General features: G+C 72.1%; 17 protein-coding genes. All 17 read left to right on the top strand.

Annotated features, from left to right (window positions below; genetic code table 11):
• The first annotated feature begins 203 nt into the window (after positions 1–203).
• The 17 genes from pyrR to AC3WRT_RS13095 all read left to right on the top strand — a co-directional run bounded on the left by pyrR (position 204) and on the right by AC3WRT_RS13095 (position 18,847).
• Positions 204–752: a bifunctional pyr operon transcriptional regulator/uracil phosphoribosyltransferase PyrR gene (pyrR, locus tag AC3WRT_RS13015; protein WP_492722618.1), complete on the top strand. Its 549-nt coding sequence runs from the start codon at positions 204–206 to the stop codon at positions 750–752.
• Complete coding sequence (locus tag AC3WRT_RS13020) at positions 749–1,762, top strand: aspartate carbamoyltransferase catalytic subunit (protein WP_492722515.1); 1,014 nt, start codon at positions 749–751, stop codon at positions 1,760–1,762. Before pyrR ends, AC3WRT_RS13020 begins: the two co-directional genes overlap by 4 nt.
• Positions 1,759–3,096, top strand: a complete 1,338-nt coding sequence (locus AC3WRT_RS13025) for a dihydroorotase (RefSeq protein ID WP_492722517.1) — start codon at positions 1,759–1,761, stop codon at positions 3,094–3,096. Before AC3WRT_RS13020 ends, AC3WRT_RS13025 begins: the two co-directional genes overlap by 4 nt.
• Complete coding sequence (carA, locus tag AC3WRT_RS13030; RefSeq protein WP_492722519.1) at positions 3,093–4,313, top strand: glutamine-hydrolyzing carbamoyl-phosphate synthase small subunit; 1,221 nt, start codon at positions 3,093–3,095, stop codon at positions 4,311–4,313. The genes AC3WRT_RS13025 and carA overlap by 4 nt, the downstream gene beginning before the upstream one ends.
• Before the next feature lie 2 nt (positions 4,314–4,315).
• Complete coding sequence (gene carB, locus AC3WRT_RS13035) at positions 4,316–7,663, top strand: carbamoyl-phosphate synthase large subunit (protein WP_492722521.1); 3,348 nt, start codon at positions 4,316–4,318, stop codon at positions 7,661–7,663.
• Positions 7,660–8,550 carry a dihydroorotate dehydrogenase electron transfer subunit gene (locus AC3WRT_RS13040; protein ID WP_492722523.1) on the top strand — a complete coding sequence of 297 codons (891 nt, stop codon included), beginning with the start codon at positions 7,660–7,662 and terminating at the stop codon, positions 8,548–8,550. The genes carB and AC3WRT_RS13040 overlap by 4 nt, the downstream gene beginning before the upstream one ends.
• A complete protein-coding gene (locus tag AC3WRT_RS13045) occupies positions 8,550–9,548 on the top strand; it encodes a dihydroorotate dehydrogenase (protein ID WP_492722525.1) in 999 nt (332 codons plus the stop codon). Before AC3WRT_RS13040 ends, AC3WRT_RS13045 begins: the two co-directional genes overlap by 1 nt.
• Before the next feature lie 33 nt (positions 9,549–9,581).
• Positions 9,582–10,421: an orotidine-5'-phosphate decarboxylase gene (gene pyrF, locus AC3WRT_RS13050; RefSeq protein WP_492722527.1), complete on the top strand. Its 840-nt coding sequence runs from the start codon at positions 9,582–9,584 to the stop codon at positions 10,419–10,421.
• Positions 10,422–10,491: 70 nt separating this feature from the next.
• Positions 10,492–10,971, top strand: a complete 480-nt coding sequence (locus tag AC3WRT_RS13055) for a hypothetical protein (RefSeq protein ID WP_492722528.1) — start codon at positions 10,492–10,494, stop codon at positions 10,969–10,971.
• A 74-nt stretch (positions 10,972–11,045) separates the two neighbouring features.
• Entirely contained in the window at positions 11,046–11,432 is a 387-nt protein-coding gene (locus AC3WRT_RS13060) for a hypothetical protein (protein WP_492722530.1), read from the top strand.
• 166 nt (positions 11,433–11,598) lie between these two features.
• Positions 11,599–11,916, top strand: coding sequence for an integration host factor, actinobacterial type (gene mihF / locus AC3WRT_RS13065; RefSeq protein ID WP_492722532.1), 318 nt, complete (start codon positions 11,599–11,601; stop codon positions 11,914–11,916).
• Positions 11,916–12,536, top strand: a complete 621-nt coding sequence (gene gmk / locus AC3WRT_RS13070) for a guanylate kinase (RefSeq protein ID WP_492722534.1) — start codon at positions 11,916–11,918, stop codon at positions 12,534–12,536. The genes mihF and gmk overlap by 1 nt, the downstream gene beginning before the upstream one ends.
• A gap of 101 nt (positions 12,537–12,637) precedes the next feature.
• Complete coding sequence (gene rpoZ / locus AC3WRT_RS13075) at positions 12,638–12,901, top strand: DNA-directed RNA polymerase subunit omega (protein WP_020143994.1); 264 nt, start codon at positions 12,638–12,640, stop codon at positions 12,899–12,901.
• A complete protein-coding gene (gene coaBC / locus AC3WRT_RS13080) occupies positions 12,898–14,163 on the top strand; it encodes a bifunctional phosphopantothenoylcysteine decarboxylase/phosphopantothenate--cysteine ligase CoaBC (RefSeq protein WP_492722620.1) in 1,266 nt (421 codons plus the stop codon). The genes rpoZ and coaBC overlap by 4 nt, the downstream gene beginning before the upstream one ends.
• 88 nt (positions 14,164–14,251) lie before the next feature.
• Complete coding sequence (gene metK / locus AC3WRT_RS13085; protein WP_492722536.1) at positions 14,252–15,475, top strand: methionine adenosyltransferase; 1,224 nt, start codon at positions 14,252–14,254, stop codon at positions 15,473–15,475.
• A gap of 16 nt (positions 15,476–15,491) precedes the next feature.
• On the top strand, positions 15,492–17,531 hold the full coding sequence (locus tag AC3WRT_RS13090) for a primosomal protein N' (protein WP_492722538.1): 2,040 nt from the start codon (positions 15,492–15,494) through the stop codon (positions 17,529–17,531).
• Positions 17,532–17,590: 59 nt separating this feature from the next.
• The gene (locus AC3WRT_RS13095) at positions 17,591–18,847 is read left to right on the top strand and encodes a saccharopine dehydrogenase family protein (RefSeq protein ID WP_492722540.1); all 1,257 of its coding nucleotides are present in this window, start codon (positions 17,591–17,593) and stop codon (positions 18,845–18,847) included.
• Positions 18,848–18,894 lie beyond the last annotated feature (47 nt).

The following is an 18,894-nucleotide window of genomic DNA, read 5'->3' on the forward strand; positions in this document are numbered from 1 at the left end:
CGGCTCCACGTGTGGACGCGCGGCACCCCACCGCCGCCGTGCCGAGACGCGGACGCGTGTCGGGACCACGGCCGAGGCCGGGTTAGACTCCCTCGCGAAGACATCCTTTAACCACCGTCCTGTGAGGCGGGGAAGGAGGTCCAGCGGCTGTGACCTGCCCTGACCTGAGTGCGCCCGCCCAGCCATCCGGCGACCGTTCGAGCATCCCCGACGACGCCAGAGACGTCATGAGCGAGGGTGATATCTCCCGGGCGCTGCGGCGCATCGGTCACGAGATCCTCGAGCGCAACAAGGGCAGCCAGGGCCTCGTCCTCCTCGGCATCCCCTCGCGCGGCGTCCCGCTGGCCCGGCGCCTCGCCGCCTGTATCGAGGACGTCGAGGGACACGCCGTCCCCGTCGGCGAGCTCGACATCACGCTGCACCGCGACGACCTGCGCCGCAACCCCGTGCGCACCGCCCACCGGTCGCGCATCCCCGACGGCGGCATCGACGACCAGGTTGTCGTGCTCGTCGACGACGTCCTCTACTCCGGCCGCACCATCCGCGCCGCCCTCGACGCCCTGTCCGAGCTGGGGCGGCCCCGCGCCGTGCGGCTCGCCGTCCTCGTCGACCGCGGCCACCGCGAGCTGCCGATCCGCGCCGACCACGTCGGCAAGAACCTCCCGACCTCGCGCGACGAGCGCGTGCACGTGCGCGTCTCCGAGGTGGACGGACTCGACGTCGTGCGCATCAGCGGCGGTGACGCGCGATGACCAAGCACCTCATCTCCTCCGCGGACCTCAGCCGCACCGAGGTCGAGGACATCCTCGAGACCGCCGCCTCGATGCACGACCTGCAGCGGCGCGAGGTCAAGAAGGTGCCCACCCTGCGCGGTCGCACCATCATCAACTTCTTCTTCGAGGACTCCACCCGCACCCGCAGCTCCTTCGAGATCGCGGGCAAGTGGATGTCCGCCGACACCATCAACCTGTCGGCGAAGGGCTCCTCGACGAGCAAGGGCGAGAGCCTGCGCGACACCGCCATGACGGTCGACGCCATGGCGGTCGACGCCCTCGTCATCCGCCACCACGCCTCGGGCGCCTGCCACCAGGTGGCCCAGTGGGTGCGGTGCAGTGTCATCAACGCCGGGGACGGCACCCACGAGCACCCCACGCAGGCGCTGCTCGACGCCTACACCCTCCGCACGCGCCTCGGTGACCTCGATGGCAAGCACGTCGTCATCGTCGGCGACCTGACCCACTCACGGGTCTTCCGCAGCAACGTCATCACGCTGAAGACGCTCGGCGCCCGCGTCACCGTCGTCGCGCCGCCGACGCTCATGCCGAGCGGCATCGGCGCCTGGAGCGCGGCCGACGGCTTCGCGACGAGCTGGGACCTCGATCCCGTCCTCGACGGCGAGGGCGAGCACGGCCCTGTCGACGCCGTCATGATGCTGCGCGTCCAGCGGGAGCGGATGAGCGGCGGCTACTTCCCGACGGCGCGCGAGTACACCGTCGGCTACGGACTGACGCGCGACCGTCTCGAGCGGCTCGTCGCCCGCAACGACGACGTCCTCGTGCTCCACCCGGGCCCGATGAACCGCGGCCTCGAGATCGCGCCCGAGGCAGCGGACTCGCCCCAGTCGGTGGTGCTCGACCAGGTCTCCGCCGGAGTCGCGGTGCGGATGGCCGTGCTCTACCACCTGCTCGCCGGCGACGACACGCCCGTAGCGGTCCCCGCCGTCCCTGCCGCCGTCCCCTCCACCGAAGGAGCCGTCCGATGACACGCCTCGTGATCCGCGGCGCCCGGCTCCTCGGCGCCCAGGCCGCAGACCTGCTCGTCGAGGAAGGCGTCATCACAGAGGTCGGCTCCGTCTCCGCACCGGGCGACGCCGAGGTGGTCGACGCCGACGGCCTCGTCGCCCTGCCCGGCCTCGTCGACCTGCACGTGCACCTGCGCGAGCCTGGGCGCGAGGACGCCGAGACGATCGCCACCGGCTCGGCGGCCGCCGCGGCCGGCGGGTTCACCGCCGTCTTCGCGATGGCCAACACAAGCCCCGTCACGGACACCGCCGAGGCGGCCGAACGCGTGCTCGACCTCGGGCGCGCGTGCGGCCTCACCGAAGTGGTGCCGGTCGGCGCCGTCACCAAGGGTCTCGACGGCGCGGAGCTCGCCGAGCTCGGCCTGATGGCCCGCTCACGAGCGCAGGTCCGGGTCTTCAGCGACGACGGCCACTGCGTCCACGACGCGCGGATCATGCGACGGGCGCTCGAGTACGTCAAGCCCTTCGGCGGCGTCGTCAGCCAGCACGCGCAGGACCCGCGGCTCGCCGGCCGAGAGGCCTGCTGCCACGAAGGTGAGGTGTCCGGCCGGCTCGGGCTGCCCGGCTGGCCCGGCATCGCCGAGGAGTCGATCGTCGCGCGCGACGTCATGCTGGCCCGCCACACCGGCTCGCGCGTCCACGTCGCCCACGTCTCCAGTGCCGGCACCGTCGAGGTCATCCGATGGGCCAAGGCGCAGGGGATCGCCGTCACGGCCGAGGTCACGCCGCACCACCTGGCCCTGACGACGGACCTGCTGCTCGGCTACGACCCCGTCTACAAGGTCAACCCGCCGCTGCGGCCGAGCGAGGACGTCGAGGCGCTGCGCGCCGGCCTGGCGGACGGCACCATCGACGCCGTCGCCACCGACCACGCACCGCACGCCCGCCACGACAAGGAGCACGCCTTCGTCGACGCGGCGTTCGGCATGCTCGGCCTCGAGACGGCCCTCTCGGTCGTCAGCCACTTCATGGTGCGTCCGGGTCTGCTCGACTGGGCCGACGTCGCACGCGTCATGTCGAGCGCACCCGCCCGCATCGGCGGGCTCGCCCACCAGGGAAGGGAGCTCGCCGTCGGCAGCCCCGCCCACCTCACCCTCGTCGACCCCGACCGCGAGGTCACCGTCGACGCCGCCACGAGCCGGAGCCGCTCGCGCAACAACCCGTGGCACGGACGCACGCTGCACGGAGCCGTCATCGCGACAGTCCACGCGGGGCGCGTCACCCACGACGTCCGCAACGACGCGGGCACCCCACGAGAACTGACGAACGCGACCACCTCGGGAGCAGACCTGTGACCACCCAGACACCCCTGACCGTGCCCAGTCGTGACGGCTGGCCCGCCCGAACCCGAGAGGCGGCCACCCTCGTGCTCGAGGACGGCCGCATCTTCCGGGGTGCCTCCTACGGCGCGCTCGGGGAGACGGTCGGCGAGGCGGTCTTCTCCACGGGCATGACCGGCTACCAGGAGACGCTGACCGACCCGAGCTACCACCGGCAGGTCATCGTCATGACCGCACCGCATGTCGGCAACACGGGGGTCAACGGCGAGGACGCCGAGAGCACCCGCATCTGGGTTGCCGGCTACGTCGTGCGCGACCCCGCGATCCGCTCGTCGAACTGGCGCGCGACGCGTGACCTCGAGGACGAGCTCGTCGACCAGGGCGTCGTCGGCATCTGCGAGATCGACACCCGCGCCCTGACCCGCCACCTGCGCGAGCGCGGCGCCATGCGTGTCGGCATCTTCAGCGGCAAGGTCGCAGACCGTTCCGACGACGAGCTGCTCGAGGCGGTGCGCACGAGCCCGCAGATGGCCGGCGCCGCGCTCGCCGCCGAGGTCACCACCACCGAGCCGTATGCCGTCCCGGCCGTGGGCGAGAAGCGCTTCACCGTCGCGGCCGTCGACCTCGGCATCAAGGCGATGACGCCCGCCCTCCTGGCCCAGCGCGGCATCGAGGTGCACGTGCTGCCGGCCACCGCGACGGTCGACGACGTCCTCGCGGTGGGGGAGTCCGGCCCCGACGGGGTCTTCTTCTCCAACGGCCCCGGCGACCCGGCGAGCGCCGAGCACGAGATCACGCTGCTGCGCCAGGTGCTCGACCGGGGCATCCCGTTCTTCGGCATCTGCTTCGGCAACCAGCTGCTCGGCCGCGCCCTCGGCTTCGGCACCTACAAGCTGAAGTACGGCCACCGCGGCATCAACCAGCCGGTCATGGACCGAACGACCGGCAAGGTCGAGGTCACCGCCCACAACCACGGCTTCGCCGTGGACGCGCCCCTCGACAAGGACAGCGACACGGCATACGGCCGCGTCCGCGTCTCGCACGTGTGCCTCAACGACGACGTCGTCGAGGGACTGGAATGCCTTGACCTGCCCGCGTACTCGGTGCAGTACCACCCGGAAGCGGCGGCCGGGCCGCACGACGCCTCCTACCTCTTCGACCGATTCGTGGAGCTCATGACCAACCGACGGACCACCCACCAAGAGCTTTCGGCGCGCGAAGGGAGCAATTGAGCATGCCCAAGCGCGACGACATCACGAGCGTTCTCGTCATCGGGTCCGGCCCGATCGTCATCGGCCAGGCAGTGGAGTTCGACTACTCCGGCACGCAGGCCTGCCGGGTGCTGCGCGAGGAGGGCATCCGTGTGGTCCTCGTCAACAGCAACCCGGCGACGATCATGACCGACCCCGAGTTCGCCGACGCCACGTACATCGAGCCGATCACCCCCGAGGTCGTCGAGGCGATCATCGCCAAGGAGCGGCCCGACGCGGTGCTCGCGACCCTGGGCGGCCAGACGGCGCTCAACTGCGCGATCGCCTTGCACGAGAACGGCGTTCTCGAGAAGTACAGCTGCCCGCTCATCGGTGCCAACGTCGAGGCGATCCAGCTCGGCGAGGACCGCGAGGCCTTCAAGGGCGTCGTCGAGCGCTGTGGCGCCGAGTCGGCGAAGTCGATCATCTGCCACTCGATGGACGACCTGCTCGCCGGCGCCGAGGAGCTCGGCTACCCGGTCGTCGTGCGCCCGTCCTTCACGATGGGCGGCCTCGGCTCGGGTTTCGCCTACGACGAGACCGACCTGCGCCGCATCGGCGGCCAGGGGCTGCAGTACTCCCCGACGACTGAGGTTCTCCTCGAGGAGTCGATCCTCGGGTGGAAGGAGTACGAGCTCGAGGTCATGCGCGACCACGCCGACAACGTCGTGGTCGTCTGCTCCATCGAGAACCTCGACCCGATGGGGGTGCACACCGGCGACTCCATCACCGTGGCGCCCGCGCTGACGCTGACCGACCGCGAGTACCAGCGGCTGCGCGACATCGGCATCGCCGTGATCCGCGAAGTGGGCGTCGACACCGGCGGCTGCAACATCCAGTTCGCGGTCAACCCGGCCGACGGTCGGATCATCGTCATCGAGATGAACCCGCGCGTCTCGAGGTCGAGCGCGCTGGCGTCCAAGGCGACCGGCTTCCCGATCGCCAAGATCGCGGCGAAGATGGCCCTGGGCTACACGCTCGACGAGGTCCCCAACGACATCACCCGCGAGACCCCGGCGAGCTTCGAGCCGAGCCTCGACTACGTCGTCGTGAAGGTGCCGCGCTTCGCGTTCGAGAAGTTCCCGGCCGCCGACCCGACGCTGACGACGACGATGAAGTCGGTCGGCGAGGCGATGGCGATCGGCCGCAACTTCTCCGAGGCCCTGCAGAAGGCGCTGCGCTCGCTCGAGAAGCGGGGCGCGAGCTTCCACTGGGACGGGGAGATCAGCCCGCTGCTCGCCCAGCGGGCGCTCGAGGAGGCCAAGGTCCCGACCGACGGCCGGATCGTGCTCGTCCAGCAGGCGCTGCGCGGTGGGTGCACGGTCGAGGAGGTTCACGAGGCCACCGGCATCGACCCGTGGTTCCTCGACCAGATCGCGCTGATCAACGACCTCGCCGCGATGCTCGCGGAGGCTCCGCAGCTGACGCCGGAGCTGCTCCGGCTCGTCAAGCGGCACGGCTTCAGCGACGCCCAGGTCGCCTCCGTCCGCCGTATGCCGGAGGCCGTGGTCCGCGGCGTGCGGCACGCCCTGGGCGTGCGGCCGGTCTACAAGACCGTCGACACGTGCGCGGCCGAGTTCGCCGCCACGACGCCCTACCACTACAGCTCCTACGACGAGGAGACCGAGGTGGCGCCGCGTGAGCGGCCCGCCGTGATCATCCTCGGCTCGGGCCCGAACCGGATCGGCCAGGGCGTCGAGTTCGACTACTCCTGCGTCCACGCGTCGTTTGCCCTGCGGGACAAGGGTTTCGACACGGTGATGGTCAACTGCAACCCCGAGACGGTGTCAACGGACTACGACACGAGCAGCCGCCTCTACTTCGAGCCGCTCACCCTCGAGGACGTCCTCGAGGTCATCCACGCAGAGTCGCAGGCCGGCCCGATCGCCGGCGTCATCGTGCAGCTCGGCGGCCAGACGCCGCTCGGTCTCGCCCAGGCTCTCGAGGACGAAGGAGTGCCGATCGTCGGCACGTCCCCGAGCGCCATCCACCTCGCCGAGGACCGTGGCGCCTTCGGCCAGGTGCTCGCCAAGGCCGGCCTGATCGCGCCCAAGCACGGGACGGCATACAGCTCGGACGAGGCGCTCGTGGTGGCCCGCGAGATCGGCTACCCCGTCCTCGTGCGCCCGTCCTACGTCCTCGGCGGCCGCGGCATGGTCATCGTCTACGACGACGACTCCCTCGTCACGTACGTCGAGAAGGCCACCGAGGCTTCCCCCGACCACCCGATCCTCATCGACCGCTTCCTCGACGACGCGATCGAGATCGACGTCGACGCGATCTTCGACGGCGAGGACATGTACCTCGGCGGCATCATGGAGCACGTCGAGGAGGCCGGCATCCACTCGGGCGACAGCTCGTGCACCCTGCCGCCGGCGACGCTCGGCGACGGCGAGCTCGAACGGGTGCGCGTCGCGACGCGCAAGCTCGCCGAGGGCATCGGCGTCCGGGGCCTGATGAACGTCCAGTTCGCCCTGGCCCAGGACATCCTCTACGTCATCGAGGCCAACCCCCGTGCTTCGCGCACCGTGCCGTTCGTGGCCAAGGCGACGGGCGTGCCGATCGCGAGCGCGGCGGCCCGGGTCATGCTCGGCGCCACGGTCAAGGAGCTGCGCAAGGAGGGCATGCTGCCCCCGACGGGCGACGGCGGCCGGATGCCGGACCACGCCCCGGTCTCCTGCAAGGAGGCGGTGCTGCCCTTCAAGCGCTTCCGCACCAAGGAGGGCGTCGCGGTCGACTCGCTGCTCGGACCCGAGATGCGCTCGACCGGCGAGGTCATGGGCATCGACGTCGACTTCGGCTCGGCCTTCTCCAAGGCCCAGCAGGGCGGCGGCGCAGCCTTGCCGCGTTCGGGCGCGATCTTCGTGTCGGTGGCCAACCGCGACAAGCGCGCGATGCTCTTCCCGGTCAAGCGCCTCGTCGACCTCGGGTTCACGATCCTCGCCACGAGCGGCACGGCGGCGGTGCTCAAGCGCAATGGAATCGGGGCCACCGTCGTCCGCAAGATCACCGAGCGCGACAGCGAGGCCCCGGGGGAGAAGTCCATCGTCGACCTGATCCTCGACGGCACGGTGCAGATGGTCGTCAACACCCCGTCCGGCCAGGACGCCCGCGCCGACGGCTATGCGATCCGGGCCGCGACGACGAGCGCCGACAAGCCGATCATCACGACGATCGCCACACTCGCGGCGGCCGTCCTCGGCATCGAGGCGGGCTTGACCGAGGAGGTCAGGGTCAAGTCGTTGCAGGACCATGCGCGAGACCTCGACCTCTACGGCAGGAACGGCTCCACCCTCGCCGGCGCGACCGCGACGGTGGTGGCGCCCGCATGATCGGCCAGCAGCTGCGGGCTCGAGTCACCCAGGAGGTCGCCGAGGTCATCGCGACCCGTCGGGTGGGCGCCTACCAGCACTTCACCCTCGTCGCACCCGGCGTCGCGGAGCTGGCCCGTCCCGGCCAGTTCGTCGCCCTCGCCGTCGGTGGAGAGACCTCGGGCACGCTGCTGCGGCGGTCGTTCTCGATCCACAAGGTGAGCCCCAGCGGCACCTACGGCGGCACCGTCGAGATCGTCGTCTCGGCGGTCGGCGCGGGCAGCCGGTGGATCGTCGAGCGGGCACCGCACGACACCATCGACGTCGTCGGCCCTCTCGGCAAGGCGTTCCCGCTGCCCACCGAACCGGTCGCCTGCGTCCTCGTCGGCGGCGGCTACGGGAGCGCCCCGCTCTTCTGGCTCGCCGGGGAGCTGCGCGAGCGCGGCTGCCACGTCGAGATGGTGCTGGGCGCAGCGAGCGAGGACCGGCTCTTCGGCGTCGTCGAGGCCAGGCGGAGCTGTGACGGCGTCACGGTGACGACCGACGACGGTTCGGCCGGCCAGCGGGGCTGGGTCAGCGACCCCCTGCCGCAGATCATCGAGCGCACACGGGCGTCCGTCGTCTACGGCTGCGGACCCATGGGAATGCTCGAGTCGATCACCCGCGTCGCACAGTCGCACGGCGCCGTGGCGCAGGTCGCAGTCGAGGAGTCGATGGCCTGCGGCATCGGTGTCTGCATGACCTGCGTCATGCCCGTCGTCGGCTCGGACGGGCGGACCCGAATGGTGCGTTCGTGCGTCGAGGGACCGGTCTTCCGCGGCGACCGCGTGCGGTGGGACGCCTTTGACGTGGGTCACGCCCGGGTGCCGGACGACGCCGTCGGAGCCCCGAAGGTGGGTGGCCACTGATGCTGGACCAGTCCGTCGACCAGTCGGTCGACCTCCCCGTTGACCCCTCGGTCGACCTCTCCGTCGATCTCGGTGGCGGCCACCGGCTGCCCAACCCCCTGATGACCGCCTCCGGCTGCGCAGCCAACGGCCGCGAGCTGCACCGCTTCTTCGACGTCGGCGACCTCGGCGCCTTCGTGACCAAGTCGGTCATGGCCGACCCGCGCTCGGGCCGCGGCACCCCCCGGATGGCGGAGACGCCCTCCGGGATGCTCAACTCGATCGGCCTGCAGGGCCCGGGGATCGAGGCGTTCGTCGAGGAGGACCTGCCGTGGCTGCGCTCGGTCGGGGCCCGCGTGCTGCCCTCGATCGCCGGCAGCTCGAGCACCGAGTACGCCCACGTGGCAGCAACGCTGCGGGCCAGCCGCGCCTTCGACGCCGTCATCGGCGTCGAGGTCAACATCTCGTGCCCCAACGTGGCCAACCGCGGCCTCGTCTTCGCCTGCGACCCGCTCGCGTCCGCCAAGGTCATCGCCCTGGTGCGTGAGCAGCTGCCGCGCGACATCCCGATCTTCGCCAAGCTCAGCCCCGACGTCACCGACATCACCGCCATCGCGGCGGCATGCGTCAAGGCCGGCGCGGAGGGGCTGACGATGATCAACACGCTGCTCGGCATGGTCATCGACACCGACCGGATGCGCCCCCAGCTCGGTGGCGTCACCGGCGGTCTGTCGGGCCCGGGCATCCGGCCGGTGGCCGTGCGGGCCATCTGGCAGGTGCGCCAGGCCATGTTCGAGGGGCGCATTCCGACCGTGCCGATCATCGGCGTCGGGGGAGTGCGCACCGGGCGCGACGCCCTCGAGCTCGTCGCCGCCGGCGCGAGCGCGATCCAGGTGGGCACGGCGGTCTTCAACGACCCGTCGGCGCCCGTCCGAGTGCTGCGCGAGCTGTGCGAGCTGCTCGCCGCCAAGGGCTACGACCGCTTCACCGACGCTGTCGCCGCGGCGCACGGCCGCTGACGAGCCACTCCAGACCAGGAACGGAGAACGACGATGGACCGGTCCTTCGGTGCGCGCCTGCACGAGGCCATGGGGATGCTCGGCCCGCTCTGCGCCGGCATCGACCCGCACCGCGCGCTGGTCGAGTCGTGGGGCCTGACCTACGACGTCGCGGGGCTCGAACGCTTCGCCCTGACGTGCGTCGAGGCCTTCGCGGGTCGAGTCGCCGTGGTCAAGCCGCAGTCGGCCTTCTTCGAGGTCTTCGGCAGCCGCGGCGTGGCCGTGCTCGAGCGGGTGCTCACCGAGCTGCGCGAGGCGGGGACGCTGACGATCCTCGACGCGAAGCGGGGCGACATCGGGTCGACCATGACGGCATACGCCCACGCCTACCTCGGACCCGACGCCGTCGCCCCACCGGACGCGCTGACCGTCAGTCCCTACCTGGGCTACGAGTCGCTGCGGCCCGCGATCGACCTCGCCCAGCAGACCGGGCGGGGCCTCTTCGTGCTCGCCCTCACCTCGAACCCCGAGGGCGCCAGCGTGCAGCACGCGTCCCGCGAGGGCGAGTCCGTCGCCGCGTCGGTCGCGCACGGTGCCGCACGCGACAACGCCCCGGCCCGCGCCCGGGGCGAGCTCGGGAGCGTCGGGCTGGTCATCGGGGCCACCGTGGGCACCGCCGTGCACGACCTCGGGCTCGACCTCGTGGAGGCGGCGACGCCCGTCCTGGCTCCGGGCTTCGGTGCCCAGGGCGGCACCGTGGAGTCGCTCTCGGCGACATTCGGCGACGCCCGCGGCCAGGTGCTGGCGGCGTCGAGCCGGGAGATCCTCGGCGCCGGCCCAGATCCCAGCCGCCTCGTGGACCGGACTCTGCAGATCGCGGACTCCCTGCGCTGAAAGCGGTGTGCGCAGTGCCTACGCCGGCCATCTCACCTCCGGCGCGTCCGACCGGCGCCTACGCTGGGGCATGACCCGAGCCCTCCGCGTTCACCGACTGGTCGCCACCGCCGCCATCGCCGCCACGATCCCGCTCGCCGCTGCGTGCAGCTCCAGCCCCGCGCCGGCCGGAGCGGGCGCGTCGGCCTCCGGCGGTCCGGCCGCCTCGGCCACGTCCTCCTCGACGAGCACGAGCACGACGACCAAGACGGTCGCCCCTGCTGACGCTGCCTACTGTGCCGCGCTGAGGTCAGGGCGGCAGGAGCTCCAGTCCATGTCGGCCAAGATCAGCGACAAGGCCGCCCTCGAGCAGGGCAAGGCGGTCCTGAGGAAGATCGAGGCCGCGGCGCCGGCCGAGGTCAAGGCTGCGTGGGGTGACTTCGTGGCCTTCGTCGATGCCGCAGCGTCCGGGGACAAGAAGGCCCTGGCGACTGCGACCGCCAAGATGGAGCCGGCCGGGATGAAGATCCAGCAGAACGCCATGGCCACCTGCGGCTTCGGCATCTCCTGACGCGCCCGAGTCACCAAGCCGGCGCTGGTGTCGGCCACGCCACCCGAAGACCCCACACGGCATACGGTGTGGGCATGCGAACGACCGCCCTGCTCAAGGGTCTCTCGGTGGCTCTCGTGCCGGGCCTCGCTGCGCTGGCCCTAGCGGCCTGCTCGGCGTCATCGACTGGCTCGTACTGCGACGTGCTGCGGTCGGCGGAGTCGGGCTGGAAGGACGCCGGCAACACGCTCGAGGACCCCCCGGCAGCCGCCCGCTTCGCCGCCACGATCACCCGCGTGCAGGCCAGCGCCCCCGAGGAGGTCAAGGCGGACTGGGCCTCGCTGCGCACCCTCGTGGAGAAGTTCACGGTGGCCAACCCCGACCTCACGGCGCTGACGAAGCAGATGCAGGGTTTCGAGACGTCCGCCAAGCGGATCGAGACCCACGCCAAGGAGACGTGCGGCGTCGACCTCGGACGCTGAGTGGTCGCCGGCGCCGCCGCTGCCGCCGACCGGTCGGCCGTCGTCGCCGCGGCCCGCGTTGCGGCGCCCACGGCGCGGTCGCTAGGTTCGGCGGAGACAACACGCGAGACGTGAACAACGGCGGGGGTGCAGGGCGCTCCCGCAGCCAGCGAGGAGACCGAAGACCGTGGCGCTACCACCGCTCACCCCCGAGCAACGGGCCGCAGCGCTCGAGAAGGCTGCAGCCGCACGGCGGGAACGAGCAGCGGTCAAGAACCGGCTGAAGTACTCCAGCGGCTCGCTCGCCGAGGTCCTCGAGGACGGCAAGGTCGACCCCGTCATCGGCAAGATGAAGGTCACCGAGCTGCTCGAGTCGATGCCGGGTGTCGGCCGCGTGCGGGCCAAGGCGATCATGGCCGAGGTCGGCATCGCGGAGTCCCGGCGCGTGCGCGGGCTCGGGACCAACCAGGTCGCCGCCCTGCTGCACCGCTTCGAGAAGTCCTGATGTCAGCTGCCGACCAGCCCACCGCGCCACCGCAGACCGACGGAGCCGAGGGCCGGCACAGCCGCCTCACCGTGCTCGCGGGACCGACGGCCGTCGGCAAGGGCACCATCGCGGCCTACGTGCGCACCCACTTCCCGGGGGTGTGGTTCTCGGTCTCCATGACGACGCGCCTGCCACGACCGGGCGAGGTCGACGGGGTGCACTACCACTTCGTCGACGACCAGGAGTTCGACCGGCTGGTGGAGGCGGGCGAGTTCCTCGAGCACGCCGTCGTCCACGGCGCCGCCAAGTACGGCACCCCACGCGGCCCCGTGGAGCGAGTCCTGCGCGAGGGGCGGGACGCGCTGCTCGAGATCGACCTGCAGGGCGCGCGCCAGGTGCGCGACACCTGGCCCGAGGCGCTCTTCGTCTTCCTGGCTCCACCGAGCTGGGACGAGCTGGTGCGCCGGCTCGTCGGCCGCGGCACCGAGGACGAGGCCGAGCGTGAGCGTCGGCTGTCCACGGCACGAGCCGAGCTGGCCGCCCAGAGCGAGTTCGACGAGGTCATCGTCAACGACGATGTTCGGCGGGCCAGCGAAGAACTCGTATCATTGATGAGATCGGGACGCACCGACCGGTGAGTTCCGATGTGATGTGTGTCAGCCGACGGCATACGACTGCTCCACCGTCGAGTCCGCAGCACGCACCAGAAGCCCGCTGAAACCAACGAAACGAGATCACTGTGTCCGGTACCCAGGCTGCTCCCATCGGCATCACGAACCCGCCGATCGACGACCTCCTGACCGCCGCTGACTCGAAGTACGCGCTCGTCATCTACTCCGCCAAGCGCGCCCGTCAGATCAACGCCTACTACTCCCAGCTGCAGGAGGGCCTGCTCGACTACGTCGGCCCGCTCGTCGAGACCGAGGTCCACGAGAAGCCGCTGTCGATCGCCCTGCGCGAGATCAACGAGGGCCTGCTGACCTCGACGCCCACCGAGGCCTGAGCACCCCGAAGGGGCCGGAGCAGCCGATGCGCGTCGTCCTCGGGGTGAGTGGTGGCATCGCCGCCTACAAGGCCTGCTCGCTGCTCAGGCTCTTCACTGAGCACGGGCACGACGTCACCGTCGTGCCCACCGCGGCGGCCCTGCAGTTCGTGGGCGCGCCGACCTGGTCGGCGCTGTCGGGCAAGCCCGTGAGCACCGAGGTCTGGACGTCCGTCCACGAGGTGCCACACGTGCGCATCGGCCAGTCGGCCGACCTCGTGGTCGTCGCCCCGGCCACTGCCGACGTGCTCGCCAAGGCCGCGCACGGGCTGGCCGACGACCTGTTGACCAACACCCTGCTCACCGCCCGCTGCCCGGTCGCGTTCGCGCCGGCCATGCACACCGAGATGTGGGAGCACCCGGCCACCCAGGCCAACGTCGCCACGCTGCGCTCGCGCGGCGCCCACGTGATCGACCCCGCCGTCGGCCGCCTCACCGGCAAGGACACCGGTGCGGGACGCCTTCCCGAGCCCGAGCAGCTGTATGCCGCGTGCCTCGCAATCGTGTCCGGTGGCACCGCCGCCTCGGCGGAGGCCGTGCGCGACCTCGAGGGTCGTCGCGTCGTCGTCTCGGCGGGTGGCACTCGCGAGCCGCTCGACCCCGTGCGCTACCTCGGCAACCGGTCGTCGGGCAAGCAGGGCGTGGCCATCGCCCGCGCCGCGGCCGCGCGAGGAGCGAAGGTCACGCTCGTGGCCGCCCACGTGTCGGTCCCGCTGCCGGACGACGTCGACGTCGTGCGGGTCGAGACGACCCTGGAGCTGCAGCGTGCGGTCGAGGAGACGGCTGCCGGTGTCGACGTCGTCGTCATGGCCGCGGCACCGGCCGACTACCGCCCCGCATCGGTCAGCGGGAGCAAGATCAAGAAGTCGTCCGATCCCGACGCCGGACTGCGAGTAGAGCTCGTCGAGAACCCCGACATCGTCCGTGGACTGGTCGCCGCGCGCACCGAGCGCGGCGACACACGTCCGCTGGTCGTCAGCTTCGCCGCCGAGACCGGCGACGCCGAGGCCACGGTGATGCAGCACGCCCGCGCCAAGTTCGCCCGCAAGGGCAGCGACCTGCAGGTCGTCAACGAGGTCGGCACCGACCTGACGTTCGGCAAGGACGACACGACGGTGCACCTGCTGCGCCGCGACAGCGACGAGGTCGTCACGGTCGGGCCGGCCTCCAAGGACGCCGTCGCCGACGCTCTCTGGGACACCATCTCGACCCTGCTCGGCTGAGCACTAGACTCTCGCCCCAGACGCGGGCGACGCCAGCTCGGCGGCTGAGCGCCCCCGCCCCACCATGCACCCGAGCCAGGGAGTTCCAGTGTCCGCACGTCTGTTCACGTCCGAGTCCGTCACCGAGGGTCATCCGGACAAGATCTGCGACCAGATCAGCGACTCGATCCTCGACGCGCTGCTCACCGACGACCCCCAGGCGCGCGTCGCCGTCGAGACGATGGTCACGACCGGGCTCGTGCACGTGGCCGGCGAGGTCTCGACCACCGCCTACGTCGAGATCCCGAGGATCGTGCGCGAGACCATCCTCGAGGTCGGCTACGACGGCTCGCAGAAGGGCTTCGACGGCCGCACGTGCGGCGTCTCGATCTCCATCGGTGCGCAGTCGCCCGACATCGCCCAGGGCGTCGACACCGCCCACGAGCACCGCACCGGCGACATCGGCGACCTTCTCGACAAGCAGGGCGCCGGGGACCAGGGCCTGATGTTCGGCTATGCCTGCGACGACACGGCCGAGCTCATGCCACTGCCGATCCACCTCGCGCACCGCCTCTCGGAGCGCCTGACGCAGGTCCGCAAGAGCGAGGAGCTCGCCTACCTGCGCCCCGACGGCAAGACCCAGGTCACCATCGCCTACGAGGGCGACCGTGCCGTGTCCCTCGACACCGTCGTGCTCTCCACCCAGCATGCGCCCGACGTCTCGCTCGAAGGGATGCTCGAGCCCGACATCCGCACCCACGTCATCGAGCCGGTGCTGGCCGAGCTGCGCGAGAGCGGCACCGACCTCGACGTCAGCAGCTACCGCGCCCTGATCAACCCGACCGGCCGCTTCGAGATCGGCGGCCCGATGGGCGACGCCGGCCTGACCGGCCGCAAGATCATCGTCGACACCTACGGCGGCATGGCCCGCCACGGCGGCGGCGCCTTCTCCGGCAAGGACCCCAGCAAGGTCGACCGCTCGGCCGCCTACGCCATGCGCTGGGTCGCCAAGAACATCGTCGCCGCGGGCCTCGCCCGTCGCTGCGAGGTCCAGGTCGCCTACGCCATCGGCAAGGCGCAGCCGGTCGGCCTCTACGTCGAGACCTTCGGTACCGAGACCGTCCCGGTCGACTCCATCCAGCAGGCCATCGGCGACGTCTTCGACCTGCGCCCGGCCGCCATCGTCGACGCGCTCGACCTGCTCCGCCCGATCTACCGGCCCACGGCCGCCTACGGCCACTTCGGGCGTACCAAGGCCGACGGCGTCGAGAACCCCTTCACGTGGGAGCGCACCGACCGCGTGGAGGCCCTGCGCAGCGCTGTCTCCCGCTGAGGCTAGATTCGCCCCCGTGGGCGACGACGAGACCGAGCAGCGGGGCGGGCGGGGGGGGGGGCGGGTCGCTGCTGTCGTCGTCGAGACCCCGCTCGCGCACCTCGACCGGGTCTTCGAGTACGCCGTCCCGGACGAGCTCGACGCGGACGCGGTGCCGGGTGCGCGCGTCCGGGTGCGCTTCTCGGGTCGTGAGCTCGACGGCTTCGTCGTCGAGCGCCGTGAGCGTCCGGAGCACGACGGCCGGCTGACGCCGCTGCGCCGGGTCGTCAGTCCCGAGCCCGTGCTGACCCCCGAGGTGCTCGCTCTCTGCCGCGCGGTCGCCGACCGGTATGCCGGCACGCTGAGCGACGTGCTGCGCCTCGCCGTGCCCAAGCGGCACGCCACGGCCGAGCGCAACCTTGCGGAGCAGGCCCCGCCCCAGGACGAGCTCTCCGCTCCGGACCCGGGGCCGTGGGCGGCCTACCCGGCCGGCGGTGCGTGGCTGCGTCGCGTCGCGGCGGGGGAGGGCCCGGCCGCGGCCTGGGCTGCGCTCCCGGGGCGCACGGGCGAGGCCGACTGGCCGGCCGCCCTGGCCGTTGCGGCGGCCACCGCGCTGGCAGCCGGGCGGGGCGCACTCCTGGTCGTGCCCGACCACCGCGACGTCGACCGTCTCGACGCCGCGCTGACCACCGTGCTCGGCAATGGCCGGCACGTCCGGCTCACGGCCGACCAGGGGCCTCAGGCGCGCTACACCGCATGGCTGAAGGTGCTGCGGGGCCACGCCAAGGTCGTCATCGGCACACGCGCCGCCGCGTTCGCCCCGGTGCACGACCTCGGGCTCGTCGCGTGGTGGGACGACGGAGACGACCTTCTCTCCGAGCCGCGGGCGCCCTACCACCACGTCGGCGTCGTGCTCGGCCTGCGTGCCGCCGAGACGGGCGCGGCCCTGCTGGCCGGGGGCTTCGGGCGCAGCCTGCGCGTCCAGGTCGCCGTCGAGGGCGGCGTGCTCGTGCCCGTCGAGGCCGACGCCAGCACCCTCCGGGCGGCGGCTCCGCGGGTCACGGTCGCGGGGGAGGGCGTCGACGAGGAACGCGACGGGCCGGCTGCCCGGGCGCACATCCCCTCGCGCGCCTGGCGTGTCGCCAAGGACGCCCTCGTCGACGGGCCGGTGCTCGTCCAGGTGCCACGGCGCGGCTATCTGCCGTCGCTCAGCTGTGCCGAGTGCCGCACGCCGGTTCGCTGCACCCGCTGCCAGGGGCCGGTGGCCCTCGGCGCCTCGGGCGGCGCCCCGGCCTGTCGCTGGTGCGGCCTCGCCCTGTCAGCACACGGCTTCGAGTGCGGCCACTGCGGCTCGAGGCGGCTGCGCTCGTCGATCACCGGCGCCCGGCGCACGGCCGAGGAGATCGGCCGCGCCTTCCCCGGTTTCCCGGTGCACACGTCAGGGTCCGGCGAGGTGCTCGCCGTGGTGGGGCGTGAGCCCTCCCTGGTCATCGCGACGCCGGGGGCCGAGCCGGTGGCCGATGGCGGCTACACCGCGGTGCTGCTGCTCGACGCCTGGGCGAGCCTCGACCTGCCGGTGCTCGACGCGCCGCTCGAGGCGCTGCGCCGGTGGATGGCGGCCGCAGCGCTCGCCCGGGAGGGGCGTGCGGTCGTGCTCGCAGGCGCTCCCGAGGCCGTGGCGCTTCCGGCCCTCGAGGCGCTGGTGCGGTGGGACCCCGCCTGGCTCGCCGCGCGCGAGCTCGCGGAGCGGCGCGAGCTCGGGCTGCCACCGGCTCTGCGCGTCGCCCAGCTGACCGGCCGTCGTCGCGCCCTCGAGGAGGCTCTCGCCCAGGCCGACCTGCCGCCCACGGCCCAGGTGCTTGGTCCCGTGCCCCTGTCGCACGGGGTCACGCCGCGTCGCGCGTCTGGGGAGGGCGACGCCGAGCGGGCGCCCGCCGACCACCATGTCCTCGTCCGTGTGCCTGATGCGGACACCACCGCGCTGTCGCGGGCTCTCATGGGGCTCAAGGCGTTTCGGTCCGCCCGAAAGGAGGCCGACGCCATCGCCGTGCGCGTCGACCCGCTCGACACGTTCTGAGGTCCGGCACGTCGTCGTCACACAACCTTCGCGACTGGTGGCCGTGACAGAGTGGCGCCATGCCCGAACGCGAGCTCGACATCGTCCTGTACGGCGCCACCGGGTTCGTCGGTGCCCTGACCGCGGCCCATCTGGCCCGGCATGCGCCCTCGCACCTGCGGATCGCCCTGGCCGGCCGCTCGCGGCCCAAGCTCGAGGCCCTACGGGTCGAGCTCGGTCGGGCCGCCGACTCGTGGGAGCTCGTGACCGTCGACGCCACCGACGTCGCCGGCCTGCACGGGTTGGCGGCCCGCACCCGGGTCCTCGCGACGACGGTCGGGCCGTATGCCGCATACGGCAAGGAGGTGGCGCGCGCGTGCGCCGACTCGGGCACGCACTACGCCGACCTGACCGGTGAGGTGCTCTTCGTCCGGTGGTCCCTCGACGAGCTGGATGCCCGGGCCCGGGAGACCGGCACGGCCATCGTGCACGCGTGCGGCTTCGACTCCATCCCGTCCGACCTCGGCGTCCTGATGACGGCCCAGCGAGTGGCCGCCGACGGTGAGGGCACCCTCGCCGAGACGACACTGCTCGTCCGCTCGCTCAGGGGCGGCTTCTCCGGCGGCACCATCGACTCCACCCGGCAGCAGGCCATCACGGCCCGTGCGGACGCGAACGTACGCCGCCTGCTCGGCGACCCGTACGCGCTGAGCCCGCGGCGCTCGGAGGAGCCGTCGTCGGGGCGTCGGGCGCAGGGCGGGGTGCTGGGCCGGCTGCGCCGGCTCGTGCCCGTCGACCGCGACCCCGCGACGGGTCGGTGGACCGGGCCGTTCGTGATGGCCTCCTTCAACACCCGCATCGTGCGCCTGTCCAACACTCTGACCGACTGGTCCTACGGCCGGGACCTCCGCTACCGCGAGGTCACCGACTTCGGGTCAGGACCGATGTCGCCGGTCCTGGCGGCCGGCATGGCGGTGGGACTCGGCGGGGTCGTGGCCGGCATGGCGTTCCGGCCGACGCGGGCCGTGATCGACCGATTCCTGCCCAAGGCGGGTGAGGGGCCGAGCCCTGAGGCCCAGGCGACCGGTCGCTTCCTGATGGAGATCCGCTCCACGACGACAACCGGGGCGAGGTACCGGACCAGGGTCGGCGCGAGCTACGACCCTGGCTACGGCGGGACGGCGATCATGTTCGGGGAGACGACCCTCGCCCTGGCTCTCGACGAAGGGATGCCGGCCCGGACGGGGGTGTGCACCCCCGCCACGGCGCTCGGGGAGGTCCTCGTCGAGCGGCTGCGCGCCCAGGGCTTCACCTTCGAGGTGGAGCGCGAAGACTGAGGAAGGTGCACGTCAGGCGGCGGGTGCAGTACAAGTCAGGGGCCACC

It is taken from the genome of Terrabacter sp. FW104-15G4B, from assembly GCF_058790095.1.

Bases quoted from the DNA above. Each gene is read 5' to 3' on its own strand.
- gmk (WP_492722534.1), top strand. From the start codon at position 11,916: ATGTCAGCTGCCGACCAGCCCACCGCGCCACCGCAGACCGACGGAGCC.
- AC3WRT_RS13045 (WP_492722525.1), top strand. From the start codon at position 8,550: ATGCTGGACCAGTCCGTCGACCAGTCGGTCGACCTCCCCGTTGACCCC.
- AC3WRT_RS13040 (WP_492722523.1), top strand. From the start codon at position 7,660: ATGATCGGCCAGCAGCTGCGGGCTCGAGTCACCCAGGAGGTCGCCGAG.
- AC3WRT_RS13020 (WP_492722515.1), top strand. From the start codon at position 749: ATGACCAAGCACCTCATCTCCTCCGCGGACCTCAGCCGCACCGAGGTC.
- AC3WRT_RS13055 (WP_492722528.1), top strand. From the start codon at position 10,492: ATGACCCGAGCCCTCCGCGTTCACCGACTGGTCGCCACCGCCGCCATC.
- pyrF (WP_492722527.1), top strand. From the start codon at position 9,582: ATGGACCGGTCCTTCGGTGCGCGCCTGCACGAGGCCATGGGGATGCTC.
- carB (WP_492722521.1), top strand. From the start codon at position 4,316: ATGCCCAAGCGCGACGACATCACGAGCGTTCTCGTCATCGGGTCCGGC.
- AC3WRT_RS13095 (WP_492722540.1), top strand. From the start codon at position 17,591: ATGCCCGAACGCGAGCTCGACATCGTCCTGTACGGCGCCACCGGGTTC.
- AC3WRT_RS13060 (WP_492722530.1), top strand. From the start codon at position 11,046: ATGCGAACGACCGCCCTGCTCAAGGGTCTCTCGGTGGCTCTCGTGCCG.
- AC3WRT_RS13025 (WP_492722517.1), top strand. From the start codon at position 1,759: ATGACACGCCTCGTGATCCGCGGCGCCCGGCTCCTCGGCGCCCAGGCC.